Raw genomic sequence first — 13,918 nt, forward strand, 5'->3', positions numbered from 1 at the left:
CTACTCCCATGTTCCTGTAATATATTTTGAATAACCGTTTGGGTCCGTTACTTCTACTTGAGTACGCGTTATTTTAAGCTTGATAACCGTGTTAACTTTAATTACATTATGGAAAATAAGCGCCATTTTCTGTGGACTTTTACAGAACCGCGCACTGCATTCCTTTTCTAGGTACCCTAAAAGCAGATTTCCAGGAACAATCCCTTGGGCTCCCTTATGTTTAGGATTTTGGTCACCTGCAATTACCAAGTAGTCTGCAAGTATTTCCCGGGTTATTCTAAATTCTGGCTGCATTCCACGATTCCTCCGTTAATAATTTTAACTTAACTGTCCCTATTAATTGCTCCTGTTGTCTGATCTTTAGTTCAAGTGTGGGAATATATTTTCCGTGTTGCGTTTTATGTTCATTCAACAATGTCAACTCCAAGGCTAGTGCAGCATTTGAAACAAGCTTAGCACTATCCAGACTAACCTCTTCTTCTAGCAAATAAGCAGCAGCATTTTTTAAGTATTTCGGTAAACTTAATTTTTGCCAGAGCAGCGGTGCCCAGCCCAAACATCCAGTAGCTTCAAAGAACTCTTGGTAAGTTTTCAACTGTTGCTGCTCAAACTCAATTTTCTGGTTCCTCAATAACTTCAATTAAATTCACCTTCCCAAAATTGATTACCAATTAACATACTCATCCCCATTCCCCCAGCAACACAAAGTGTAACTAGTCCTAAGGCAGGACCTGATTTGCGATTTAAACTATTTAGCAAGCGTGCCATCAAAATCGCCCCCGTAGCACCATATGGATGTCCATATGCTAGTGCTCCTCCGAGTGGATTGAGTTGTTCCGCTTCAATTCCAAGTTCTTTTTGACACAAAATACTTTGAACCGCAAAGGCCTCATTCAACTCAACAACATCAAGATCAGCAATTTGGAGTTGATGCTTGGCTAATAATTTTTCAGTCGCAATAATCGGTCCCCGCAAAAACTCAACTGGGTTTAAGCCCACAATGACCTGATCAAGTAAATATCCCTGAACCTGTTTGCCTTGCTGATATTTTTCTAAGATAACGGTCGCTGCTCCATCATTAATAGGACAGCTATTCCCTGCTGTAGCTGTTCCTTCTTCCGTAAAAACTGGTTGCAATTGGCTTAACTTTGCTAGTGAAGTCTCAAATCGAGGGCTTTCATCCTGCCAAAGAGTTTTAATTTCAGTTTGAAAAGGGACAATCTCAGCTTGAATCAGTTTTTGTTCAAACGCTACTCGTGCTTTTTGCTGACTATGATAAGCGTATTCATCCTGCTGTAATCGTGAAACATGATATTTTTTGCTCATCAAATCAGCAACAACTCCCATTTCCAAGTCTGGATACCCTGCTGGAACCATCGGATAGCGCTTGAGTGGCTGTTTTGTCTGCGGATCAAGCACTGTTAGCGCTGTCGAAGTGCTTTCCACCCCACCTGCAAGAACAGCTTTGGCCGCACCACTTATAATCTGCTGTGCTCCTTGGGCAAGTGCAACTAATCCAGAAGCACACTGACAATCAACTGTCACAGCGGGAATTAATGGCGAGATTCCCGCTGCAAGCGCACAGCGACGTGCCAAGTTGCCGCCTAAGTTGGTAACATTGCCTAAAATAACCTGTTCAATTTGCGCCGCAGAAAAATTTTCTAGCTGCTGTAACTGCCCTGTAACTAATGCTTGAAACAAGTCTTCTGGCTTTTGGGCACCATATATCCCACGAATCTTTCCAATTGGCAGCCTTTTAGCACTAAGAATACTAACCAATGTTTCTTCTTTTTTCATGACCATTCTCCTTGTTGATATAAATTTACCAATTTTGTTCTTGAGATTTTTTGATTTAGTGACCGTGGGATGTGCTTCACAAATAAATATTCCTGTGGCAGCTTATAACTAGGTAAACTTCGTGCAAGCCGTGCCTGTAATTTTTTACGGGAATTTTGACCGCGGACTATTGCGACTACCTTTTCCCCATAAACCGCATCAGGTACCCCAAAAACTACCACTTCTTCAACCAGTTCAGCTATCAAGTTCTCAATTTCACGTGGGTAAAGCCGATTACCTCCATGATTAATAACTTCACTCTTACGTGCCCAGATAAAAAGACGCTCATTTTTAAAACAGCCAACATCATCGGTCTGAACAAAGTCTGTCCGTTGCCGTGTTTCACCGAGGTAACCTTGAAATACATACGGACTTTTAACCTGCACACATGTTTCTTTAAACGCAAGCTGGACTCCTGCAAACAGCTGCCCGACACATCCAGGTTGTTTTTGAAAAACAATTTTTTGCCAAGCTACTAAACTCGTTTCCGAAGAACCATAAAGTTCATAAAAATTCTGAGTAGGATGTTCAGCACGCCATTGCGTTACTAGGGTTTGAGTTAATTCTCCTCCACAAGTTACAATTCCGGCCGCAATATCGAAAAAATGTTTAGTTGTGACTTGTAAGCTGGAAGCCAGCTGTTGTGACAACATTGTTGGTACTGTAAATAGGATTAAATTTCCATCTTCTTTCGAACGATTGACAGTTGTATCCAAATAGAACTGCTTACCTAAATACAGACTTAAAATTAAAGTATGCATTCCTAGCGATGTCGTCAATGGACTAGGCGTCGCAAGACACGTATATTGGTCTAGCGCAAATACTTCACGACAGGCAGTGAACCCATGGCACCAGGAAGCCCAATCTCTTTGATATACCTTACTGTTACCGGTTGTGCCAGAAGTCATGCCTAAAAATAACAAGTTGGCAGCGCGCTTTCCCTTGGGGATTTCCCTAGTAATTGCTGCTGCGTTAAGATCATCCATGAATTGCCAGTATCCCGCAATTTTTTCCAATAGCTGCTCGATTTGCACTAGGTCATGTCGATTAACTACAATCGGAATTTTTTTAGCCACGTGAATCGCCAAAAAACGACAAATAAAATCGATACTTTGCTCTCCTACCACTACGATATAAGGTTTGACCAAGTTGGCTGTCCTTAATATTTCATGGACACGTTTTGCCAAATCAATATATCTATATTGTCTTGTAGCTCCAACAACTGCAATTTGTGTTTGATACTTTGCCAAAAGCTGTTCTGGACAAAAAAAATCCATTAATTGTAAACCTCTTTTTTAATAAGGTTAACAATTAACGGATGGAAATACAATCTCTTTTGCTTTTATTTACAACTTCAGTGCAATCAGTTGCTTAATGACTGACATGCTCCTTATACTTTTCATAGTCAATTTCTACCTGTTGCGCGTATCTAACAGCCCATTTCGCCATTAACTTGTCAAAATCAACCGTCTCTTCAAGGTATCCTTGAAGCATTGGAGCAGTTGGGCTGTGGAAGTGACTGAAAGCCAGCAAAAGGCCACAAACCTCAGCATAAAGTTTATAACCAGACCAATCCATTTTTTCAAGGTTAAATGAGCCCTTCATATCCCTGAATTGACGTACATAATAACTCCGCTGTCCGCTGCTCAGGCTGCCCAAAAAAGGATCCGAGGCTGCTTGCATTATTTTTTGCGCCTTAATAATGCGATTTCCTTCACCAATTTCGCGGTGAAGATCAAGATCCAGCTCCAACGGAATAAAGGAGTCCCTTGTTGGCAAAGCTTCCTTAACCTGCAGTACCAAATGACTTCCATCATTAGCTGTCAGTAGCAGTAAGTAACACCGCGTTCCAAAACTGCCGACACCCACACTGTGACGAATTACATCTGTAATCTGGTACTGTAATAACAGCACGCGCACGCTTTCTGGAACAGTCGCGCGATACTCACTAAAAGCCGCTTTAAATTGCTCCATCTTTTTTTCACTTACTCGAACTGAACGCGGTGCAGCTTCAATAAAGACCCTGTGTCCATCAGCATTAAGCGTCGTAAACTTACGCAAGACTTTATTCAAATCGTTTTTTGTAGCTTTCTCAATCACGCTTGTCAGCGGTTTTTCAAACTCGCCGCCCGCTTGTTCGCGTACAATTTTAGCTAACAGTTGCACTTTGGGTGAGAGGTAAAAACGGTCCATCAATTTCAGCGAACCTGAATAAGTGATAGCCGCACGATAAGCTGCACTCACCTTCTTAAGGAGCTTACTTAACTTCTTGTTTTTAAAACCATTTTCATTACCAGCTAAATAAACACTTACTAATAAGCGGCGCAAATCATTCTCCCAGTTATCAATTCTGGCTTCATCAAAATCATTAAGATCAAACAAAAGCTGGCGTTCCGGTGATGCATAAAAACCATAATTTCCTAAATGAGCATCTCCGCAAATCAAAACTGGAATGCCAGTGTGCACCTGATTTGCTAAATCAAAATCCATCAATCCTGCAGTCCCACGGTAAAAGGAAAAAGTATTCTGAAGCATGCGTTCCCTGCGCAGCGGCAACAACTCAGGAATTAAGCCAGTTTCAACAGCTTCAATTATCTTAACTGCATCACGTTTCACTTCCTGATATGCAGTTAACTTTTCAACAGAAACTGCTTGAAATTTTTGTTGACCGCTCTTAATCAGCTCTTCACGTGTCTTTGAAACACTAATCTGACCAAGGTCAAGAATTATTTTTTTTGCCATTTGCATCGCTTCCCTATTCATTGTCCGGCGTCTTCACTATTGGCATTCTCAACACCTAATGCTACCAATCTCATTCATTGTAACGCAATTTTTGTTTTTGCTGGTCAGTTTTGAGTTGAACGTTACCAGGTAATTGCTAACTGTCACAAAAAACAAATCCTTCCGCAAAGAACGCAAGGACTGATCCTACTTTTTTTCTAGCACTCCCACTTCCCACTAAAAAACTTAGTGCACGTCAAACCACGCCGTAGTGACATCTTAATTGATATAGCGATTACTAACCTAGATATACTTATGCTCAATCCTCGTTAAAAAAGCTCAAAAGCCTGGTCTAATTCCATGTTAAAGACGATCGATCCCCTTAAATACGCAGATAACGAAAAATGCTTACCCGCATCAATTTTAATCACGAATGCCAAGTCAAACAGATACTTCTACAACTTATCACAACTGTTAAATAGCTATCATTAATGCCTGACTATTAGAAACACTTTACACCACTTAGATCCTCAAAAATTCCCAAATTATGCGCCCATCAGAATGCACGATTTTTAGTGAATGGTTTTACCTCGCTGCCGCAGCAAATAAACTAAAGTGGCAACCAGTAAGACTGCTGCCCCCACGATCACGGAAATTCGCGTATCTGGATTAATGAACATAAAAATTACAATTACAATTAACATGCCGAAAGCAAAGTAATTGGAGTACGGATACAGCGGTAATTTGAAAGGATGGGCTGTCATCAATTCTGGATTTTCTCTCCGAAAACGCAATTCCGCTAAAAGAATCACAAACCACGGGATCATCCCTGGAAGAACGGAGGAACTAAAGACCACTACAAACAGCTCAGCAGTTGACTGCTTGTAAATCGTTGCAAGCATATTAATTGCAAAACCAACCAAGATACCACCAGCAATCCCTAAGATTGCAGCATCTGGAACCACTCGCTTAGATAATCGTCCAAAAATTCTGGGGGCATTTCCCTCATGTGCCAACTTAAAAAGCATCCGGCTGGAAGAATAAATTCCAGAATTGGCTCCTGACAAGGCGGCTGTCAGAACAACAAAGTTAATTATGGCAGCCGCCGCTGTAATCCCCACTTTTGCAAAAGTCGAAACAAATGGCGAGCCAACTGCACTCAATTGATTCCAAGGATAGATCGTGACAATCACAAAAATTGCACCTACATAAAAAATCAAGATACGAAGAAGCACTGATTTAACAGACTTTACAATTGCTTTTTGCGGATTGGCGACTTCTCCGGCCGAAATTCCTAATAACTCAATTCCTTGGTATGAGCCAACGATGATCGACATTGAGAAAAAGAAGCCCTTGAACCCTCCTGTAAAGAAGCCACCATGTTGCCAAAGATTGCTAAAGCCGACCGGGTGTCCTCCATTGCCAAAGCCAAAAAAGATGACCATCAATCCTAGAAGAATCATCAAGATAATCGTAATTACCTTAATCATTGCAAACCAGAACTCTAAAGAACCGTATGCTTTAGCACTGGCAAGATTCGCAAGAACTAAAAATATGATAATGATTATTCCTGCTGCAAAGGGGTTGATTTGCGGCCACCAATATTTGAGATATTCAGTTGCGGCAACAACCTCTGACATTCCAACAATTATGTATTCAAAAACATTTGCCCATTTAGCTAGATAACCGGCTAAGGGATGCACATATTCCGTGGCATAATCAGCAAATGACCCCGTTCCTGGATTAACATAGATCATCTCACCCAGCGCGCGCATCACAACATACAAAATGAGTCCCACAAATATATAAGCTAACAAAACGGATGGTCCGGTCCATTTGATCGTTGCGGCTGATCCCATAAATAAGCCGACTCCGATTGCTCCACCCAGAGAGATCATCTCCATTTGCCCGGCAGTCATGGAGCGTTGGAGTTCAGGCGCATTATTCGACTTTTGTTTCATTTGTTCTTCCTCCAAAAAAGCTGGCAGACAGTAGTTTCACTGGCTCGCCAACTGTTTCATTTTCTACATAAATTCAACTATGTACAATCATAGCACATTAAATAAAAGTGCGACTTGCAGCGTTCAGCCTACCAAGACTATGCAGCGAATTACAAAGTAACCTGGGTTGGGGTTACGCGTAATTCGAGCTTAGGCTTAGGCGGCGGCTGCTAGGAACACGTTAAATAGAAGTGCGACTTGCAGCGTTCAGCCTACCAAGACTATGCAGCGAATTACAAAGTAACCTGGGTTGGGGTTATGCGTAATTCGAGCTTAGGCTTAGGCGGCGGCTAGAAGCACTTCTAAAAAAGGGACACTGTTGATTGCCATTAGGCATTTACCCAACGATCCATCCACTTTATTTAACCGGTTTAAAACTTACACTAAAGAAAAGCTGATCGTCACGATAGCGCACACTTAGTTTTGCCTTGAAAGTCGCTATTAAGCTCTGTGCCATTGAAAGTCCGATTCCAAACCCTTTTTTCTGACTATTATGTGATTTATCGTCGCGATAAAAGCGTTCAAAAAAACGGCTGTAGTTGCTGTTCTTTCCTGCAACATAAGTGTTTCCAACCAAAAGAGTCACTCTTCTTTGCCGTTTATCAGTTGTTAAATATGCGGTAACGGTTCCTTTGTCATCACAATATTTGTTAGCGTTGTCGAGAAGAATGTTACATAGCTCGTAGAAACTGTTCTCATCAGCCCTAATTTTTAATCCCGGCATGACCTTAACTTTAAAAGTCTTATCTTCTTGCATTATAATTGCTTTAAAGCTATCTGTTGCACGTTTAAAAGTCGCGGAAGCATCGATTGTAGTTAAAGTTACTTTAGGCTGCTCTTCCATCCGTGCTAATAAAATTAGATTGTTAATCAAGCGGGTCAAGCGATCCACTTGCTGCTCGTTGCTAGTTGTCCACTCAGATTTTCCATTCATTAACTCTTGCAGCTCAGTGTTAGCCTTAATGATCGACAATGGCGTTTTCAATTCATGCCCTGCATTTGTAATAAATTCTTTCTGCCGCTTTTCGGCCTGCACAATCGGCTTAATCGCTCGTTTAGAAAACGCAATTAAGATTAAGGTAAAAAGCAATAGGCTGATCGCCCCGAGAAACAAGCCAATTTCCATAATATTATTAGTACTTTCCATAATAACTGACTCATCTAGGAAAACAATATTCGTCTTGCCGTGTTTGTGTGTAACTTTATATGAATAATTTGACATGACAGAACGAATTGTCCCGTCCTTTCGTCCACTGCGGTACACTCGGCGACCAAGATCCATAATGGTATCTCTAGAAATGCTGATAATATGGGTATCATCCAGTGCCGTTTGTTTTCCTTTTTTATCAAAAGAAACACTGAAGTAGCGGTATTGATACAAACTTTCTTGGTTAAAAGAAGGTCCAAACCGTTTTTTTACATTTTGTGTATTAATCTGTGAATTTATCTGTCCATCATTTTGAGAAAGAATAATCAGTACATTATTAATCTGTTGTTTAGCACGATATGCTGAAATACCGATTATGCTACCAATGACCGTCAATAAAACAATGAACAAAGCGGCTGTAGAAAGTCCAATAAAGCGATATCGAAATTTCTGAATCATTTAAAGCCCCCCTTTATCAGTCTTGACTAGCTGGTAAGGGCCACCCTTTTCTCCCCGAATTTCGACGTGAGCATTCACCGCACGCAGTTTTTGCCGCAGATAAGAAATATAGATCCATAACGTCTCTTGTTCAACATCTTCATCATTATCCCAAATATGCTCAATCAAAACATCGCTGGCAATTTCTTTATTGGCATTCAAAATCAGCAGATTCAACAGCCTCGTTTCTTTGGCCGAAAGACTGATAGAGTTAAAACTCTCAAGCCGCTGTTCATTACTATCAAGGGTGATGTCACCAAAGTTCAAAACATCATTGCCATAGTCTTCAGTTCTTCGCTCGAGTGAACGCAACCGCGCTAACAGTTCCTTTAGTGAAAACGGCTTAGTCAGATAATCATCCGCACCAGCATCAAGGCCAGTGACCTTATCGTCAACTTCTGACATTGCCGTTAACATGATTACATAGGTTTGATCCCCCGCAGCCCGAATCCTTTTTAACGCCTCAATCCCTGTCAAAAGCGGCATCATGATATCAAAAATCATTAAATCGTAAACACCTTGACTAGCTTTTTCAACAGCCTCTTGCCCATCATAGACAGGAACAACGCTATACCCTCTGCTGTTTAATGCTGTAACCAGCACCTTAGAAAGTTGTTTTTCGTCTTCAGCTAGTAATATTCGCATGCTAAAAGCCTCCTTAATGATTTTCATGAATCAACTGCCGAATTGTCTGCATTTGGACATCGCAAGAAGCCAGTTGATCTGCACACCGTTTTAATTCTTTAACAATTTGTTTTGAATTTTCAATCGTATGTTTATATTTCATCTCATGCTCTAAGCTAGCCCAAGAGTCCATGGCAATTGTCCGTAACTGAACCTCTACAAAGTACCCGCCAGGCGTAGCTTCAGCGATTGCTGGATACGAAGTTGCAACTTTTAAAATAAGATGATAACTCCGATATCCATTCGGTTTGGAGTGAGTGATATAGTCTTTTTCTTTGACAACTGTACACCAATCTGCAGCCTTCAAAAGTTCAATAGCACGATAAACATCATCAATAAAGTTGCAGACAATTCGGACCCCAATCGCATCTTTGCAGTCATAGAGTGCGCCTTGCGGAGACAGTGGAAAACCTTTACGCTGACACTTTTCTGTCATACTTTCTTCGGTCTTAACACGCCCAATTAAATGTTCATACAACTTTGTCTTATTATTAGCAATTTCTTTCTGGTTAAGGGCGTTTAATTTCCCCAACACATCGTCCCTTATTTTTGTGAGATAAGGTTTGAACTCCCCATATATTTCCATAATCGTCATTCCTTTAATCTATATCAATTAAACATTATAACAGTCTTCATGCCAATTGCTATCTAAACAAGGGCATTGCGTCAGAAATTAAAATTTGCTCAATTCCTCTCATGCTTACCGCTAAAAATGTTTTATACGTTAAACCTTCTCTTTTAACGCAGCTTGTAGATAACTTTCATCATTGACATTTGGAAATGTACTATCATACACCATACCAGCAAAATATTAAATTTATGTGTAAAAAGATTGAATAACAGCTAACTTAACCTTTTATTGAGAAATGCCACAGTTTTCAAACAAGTGATCTAACTACTCATTCCAAGCTAAAGTGGTGTAAAATCTAAGCATAGAATGAGTTTTTTTTAGGTAATACTTAATCTTGAGGAGGTTTAAACATGACATCTGTCTTCTTAGTTGGCGCACATGGCAAGGTTGGACGGTTGCTAGTTCCAAAGTTGATTAATCAAGGACTGACGGTCTCAGCTGGGCTGCGAGACCTCGCACAAGCGTCCGTTTTACCTGATAGCCCGCTTGTCATTCCACAGCATTTTGATTTAACAGCCTTACCCGAAACCATCGCACACCAATTCAAACAAAGCGGCGCTGATACGATCGTTTTCTCAGCCGGTTCTGGCGGCAATACGGGTGATGATCAGACACTGATTGTTGACCTAGATGGGGCAATCAAGACCATGGAAGCTGCCCAAGTTGCCGGAATTACGCGCTATATTATGGTCAGTTCTGCAGCCAGCAACCAACGTGAACTTTGGGACAAAACTGGTATTAAGCCCTATATGATCGCAAAATACTACGCTGACAAAGCGCTTATTCAAACTGACTTAGATTATACCATCGTGCGTCCAGGTCCGCTCACAGATTCTCAAGGAACTGGCAATATTAAGTTAGTTTCAAAAAATGCCGCTTTAACGGATTTAAGTATTCCTAGAGATGATGTCGCAGCGGTAATTGCTGCAATTATTAATAATCGCAATACGTTTCGTAAAAGTTACACTCTCGGCGGTGGGACCATCAGTATCAAAGATGCCTTTAAAATCTAAGTAATATCCAGCGCTTTAAGCTTAATCTCAGAAAAAACTGACATCTTCGACTCAGACTGCGTCAAAGGTGCCAGTTTTTTGTATTTTTCAATTATGAGCGTAAACTCATCATTGTGTTAAATAATTACTCCGCAGGCTCGGCGATTAAGGTTTCCGGCAAGAGTCGCTGTGCAACAGGGGAATCTTCCCCAACAAAGAAGTAACTGTTATGCGCATCACGCAGCACATAACCAATTCCACGGCCCAAGATATTTGTTCCATTTAAATACTTAGCAGACCAACTGGTAATTTTAACACTCGGATCAAGCGGCTTATGCGTTGAAGCTTGAATAGCAGTAAATAAATCTGGGTATTCGGTTTCCAGCAAGCTTAAGAAAGCACCACCGTATTGTTTTTGGTACTCTCCACCGCCAATTGTGTTGGCGACATAGAGCAAACGATGAATCTTAGAATCAGCCAGTTGATTACCGCGTTCATCGGTTCGATTAACCGTGACAAGCTCTTTTGTAGGCAGGTTATAAAGCTGATCCGGGACCCAGTCAGCAATTGCTTGAATACCGGCTGCATGCAGCGCCTTGAGTGCATTGCGCAGATCATCAACTGTCCCATATTTGGTAGGTGTACCAAAACCTAGATCATAGCGATCAGTAAATGCATACCCATTATCAATCGTCGCATCCAAGAATGTGTGATCGCCACTTGAACGATACTGTGGTGCCAGTTCGAAGCTCGTAATTCCTAACGCTTTAAATAGTGCTGTCTTCTTGGCAATCACGACATTGGCATTTTCATCATGTGTTTCTGGATAAGAAATGAAGTTCGAAAAGCCTTCAAAAATAACATTTGAATCTAACGCAGCGTTTGAATGGAAAATTTTCCCATCAGCTTGTGGAAGTGTTGTCGCAGTTGTCCGCGCATCTTGAGTCGCACTTGCACCTGCTGGCACCCAAACTGCTAGATACCCAGTCACTGCTGGATTAGCATATCCTTGAACACTCGTGTTAGCTTCGGTCTGCCCATTAACTACGAGATTCTGATTGGTAAAAATCAGATCACCTGCGTCATTAGTATAAGCTAACGGTGCACCTTCATCAGTTGGATAATTGATTACTCCAGTTTCGGTGGTCAAAACAGCTGCCCGGTAGGCTTGCTTGCGATGAGCAGCCCCCATATGCAAAATCACTTGTGCGCCATCTTTTAATTCTAAGGCAGTATTATTGCCAATCACTACTCCAATTCCTTCAGTCCGCGTTTCTGCCGTTCCCTGATCAGCGGCCGTCATCGCTCCTTTACCGAAACGTACACTGGTCAAAATATCATTGCTGTCAACAGACATCGTCTGCCCCCCAGCCACGTACTTGATTCTTGTTTTTAATAGGTTAGCAATTGTGTCATAGTAAATTGTCTTATTAGCCAGATATTGACCACCTTCCAGATACATATCACCATAATAAACTCGCGGAATTGAATCCTTGTTAGTCAAAAGCATTGCATAAGCACTTGGCATATTATAGCGATTATATTCTTTAGTGGTTGAGGCTTGATCTGCATAATAGAGTTCCAAGCCCTGTTGTAATTGTGCCCAGGTAAAGACTCCGTATTCTCCGCCAGTAGCTGCTTGAACAGCTTTTTGAATCTGGTCTTGTGAATTAGAATCATGTGCACGCACAAACGTGTAGTTTGGAATTGCAGTATTTTCAGTACTATCATTTGCCCGATTAATCAAATACCATTGTAAGAAACGTGCCATCTTGTCGTTGGCTTCAGGACCGCTTTCCAAAGAATAATTCATCTGACCGACAACATAATCGTCCATCGTTAACTGGTTAGCACCTTGATCAAAGATATACTGTGGATCATCTGAACCCCAGTCCTCTAAAATCGATAAATGTGCATTAGCCGCCTGATCATTTTGATCGACATGATAAGCGTTTTTAAAGTATTCCGCTGCGATTTGCAATAAGTCCGCGTCAACATTATCAACTGCATCTACGCGAATTCCATCAAAATTGGCGGTCGCATCATTGGCAGTGATGGTACCAAAATTCATTAAATAATGTAACCAGTTCAATTCTTCAGCCTGCACAATCGGGTTGGAATTATCAATATCGTTGGCCAAGAGAAATTCCGAGCCTTTATTTTCATTATTCTTAATATATGAAGGCACATAACCTAGAATACGAGCTTTGGAATTGGCCTTGGGAGTACGCTTACTGTTTTGATAAGCTAAGAAACCGCCCTGAAGCGACTGCAGACCATCTGAACTGACATCTTCAGAAGATTTATTCCAAATCTCTTCTGTTTTAATAAAGTTATGCAGCAATTGGCGCAACCAGTTGGCGGTTGCTGTCAGCATCAAATTCTTTTCAAATGCAATTTGTACGTTTTGCGCAGCGCTCGCGAGTACTCTGAAACTATCATTAGCTGAAAATTGCTGCTTACTTTGCACAATTCCTTGTGCAACCAGATAGTTCAAATAGTCAGCTTGAATGGCCTTACTTGGCCACCAAGCCATTAGCAGCGGGCGAAAATCAGTCTCAGTTGTTTTGACCCAACGCTGTCCATCACTTAAAATTTCTGTGGGCCGATACCATGAATCAGCTGTCAAATATCCATCAATATTCTCAAAACTCTTTGCAGTGTAAGAATAAGCAACATTATGAGCTGCAAAGGCTGCGATTGCTTTTGCTGAACTCGGCTGACTTGGAATAGTTTGTGCAACTAGTTCAACGACCTGCCCCGTTAGGACATCAGAATAATAACTTTTGCCATTAACAGTTTCGAGTGTATCTTTAGCTAAATATCCATCTTCATCAAAATAATAAGTTGCCCCCGCAATTGTTTGTAATCCAGTTACGTATGAACCAATGCTATTGAAGTAGTAGATGTGTCCATCTTGGGCGGTAAAAAATCCTGAAGCTGCTGGAGTACCATCGCTTTGATAAGCAGTTTTTTGATTGCCGACTGTCAAAACATACGGAATTGCATTACCTGAGGACTTATCAAAGTAGTAAGTCACCCCTCCAACCTTTTCAAATTCACCTTTAAGCTGTGCACCGGAAGTCTGATCAAAGTATTGTAAGTTTCCATCTACTTTGTTCAACCCCTTGAGCTTGTTTCCATGACTGTCGAGATAAAACCAGGTCCCGCTGACTTCTACATATCTGCCACCAAAAATAATGGGTACATCAGGACTATTTCCAGCAAAAACGGTTTTTGTAGAATTTTCTCGTTGCTGCCGTTTGCCAAAATGTTTATGCTCATGTGGCTGCTGACCGCTTCCGCGAGTCCTCCTTATTTTTGCGTGTACTTCATCAAACTGAGCTTGTGCTTCTATTCCTAATTGATCCATCTAAAAAACTTCCTTTCCTTTAAGATTGATTTCATC

General features: G+C 41.1%; 11 protein-coding genes. 1 reads left to right on the forward strand and 10 read right to left on the reverse strand.

All coding sequences use genetic code 11. The annotated features are described in order from the left end of the window. The 9 genes from AB3Y88_RS04865 to AB3Y88_RS04905 all read right to left on the reverse strand — a co-directional run bounded on the left by AB3Y88_RS04865 (window position 1) and on the right by AB3Y88_RS04905 (window position 9,472). Window positions 1-294, reverse strand: coding sequence for a hypothetical protein (locus AB3Y88_RS04865; protein ID WP_054755779.1), 294 nt, complete (start codon window positions 292-294; stop codon window positions 1-3). Further along, window positions 278-640, reverse strand: coding sequence for a hypothetical protein (locus AB3Y88_RS04870; RefSeq protein WP_054755777.1), 363 nt, complete (start codon window positions 638-640; stop codon window positions 278-280). The genes AB3Y88_RS04865 and AB3Y88_RS04870 overlap by 17 nt, the downstream gene beginning before the upstream one ends. Beyond that, window positions 637-1,797: a thiolase family protein gene (locus tag AB3Y88_RS04875; protein WP_056961777.1), complete on the reverse strand. Its 1,161-nt coding sequence runs from the start codon at window positions 1,795-1,797 to the stop codon at window positions 637-639. The genes AB3Y88_RS04870 and AB3Y88_RS04875 overlap by 4 nt, the downstream gene beginning before the upstream one ends. Further along, a complete protein-coding gene (locus AB3Y88_RS04880; protein ID WP_056961779.1) occupies window positions 1,794-3,113 on the reverse strand; it encodes an AMP-binding protein in 1,320 nt (439 codons plus the stop codon). Before AB3Y88_RS04880 ends, AB3Y88_RS04875 begins: the two co-directional genes overlap by 4 nt. A 94-nt stretch (window positions 3,114-3,207) precedes the next feature. Further along, window positions 3,208-4,578 carry a DUF2252 domain-containing protein gene (locus AB3Y88_RS04885; protein WP_054755771.1) on the reverse strand — a complete coding sequence of 457 codons (1,371 nt, stop codon included), beginning with the start codon at window positions 4,576-4,578 and terminating at the stop codon, window positions 3,208-3,210. Window positions 4,579-5,129: 551 nt separating this feature from the next. Then, a complete protein-coding gene (locus tag AB3Y88_RS04890; protein WP_228889104.1) occupies window positions 5,130-6,518 on the reverse strand; it encodes an amino acid permease in 1,389 nt (462 codons plus the stop codon). A 397-nt stretch (window positions 6,519-6,915) separates the two neighbouring features. Further along, complete coding sequence (locus tag AB3Y88_RS04895; RefSeq protein ID WP_367293402.1) at window positions 6,916-8,163, reverse strand: sensor histidine kinase; 1,248 nt, start codon at window positions 8,161-8,163, stop codon at window positions 6,916-6,918. Further along, entirely contained in the window at window positions 8,164-8,847 is a 684-nt protein-coding gene (locus tag AB3Y88_RS04900; protein WP_056961802.1) for a response regulator transcription factor, read from the reverse strand. Window positions 8,848-8,860: 13 nt separating this feature from the next. Beyond that, on the reverse strand, window positions 8,861-9,472 hold the full coding sequence (locus AB3Y88_RS04905; RefSeq protein ID WP_056961804.1) for a GTP pyrophosphokinase family protein: 612 nt from the start codon (window positions 9,470-9,472) through the stop codon (window positions 8,861-8,863). A 395-nt stretch (window positions 9,473-9,867) separates the two neighbouring features. Here AB3Y88_RS04905 and AB3Y88_RS04910 point away from each other — a divergent pair, with 395 nt between their 5' ends. Then, window positions 9,868-10,530 carry an NAD(P)-binding oxidoreductase gene (locus tag AB3Y88_RS04910; protein ID WP_056961806.1) on the forward strand — a complete coding sequence of 221 codons (663 nt, stop codon included), beginning with the start codon at window positions 9,868-9,870 and terminating at the stop codon, window positions 10,528-10,530. 124 nt (window positions 10,531-10,654) lie between these two features. On the opposite strand, the gene AB3Y88_RS04915 is transcribed toward AB3Y88_RS04910, so the two are convergent. After that, window positions 10,655-13,882 (reverse strand): glycoside hydrolase family 70 protein, encoded by a 3,228-nt coding sequence (locus AB3Y88_RS04915; protein WP_228889107.1) that lies wholly within the window; start codon window positions 13,880-13,882, stop codon window positions 10,655-10,657. Window positions 13,883-13,918: the final 36 nt, after the last annotated feature.

The sequence above is a fragment of the Liquorilactobacillus satsumensis genome, from assembly GCF_964065465.1.
GTDB classification, from domain to species: domain Bacteria; phylum Bacillota; class Bacilli; order Lactobacillales; family Lactobacillaceae; genus Liquorilactobacillus; species Liquorilactobacillus satsumensis.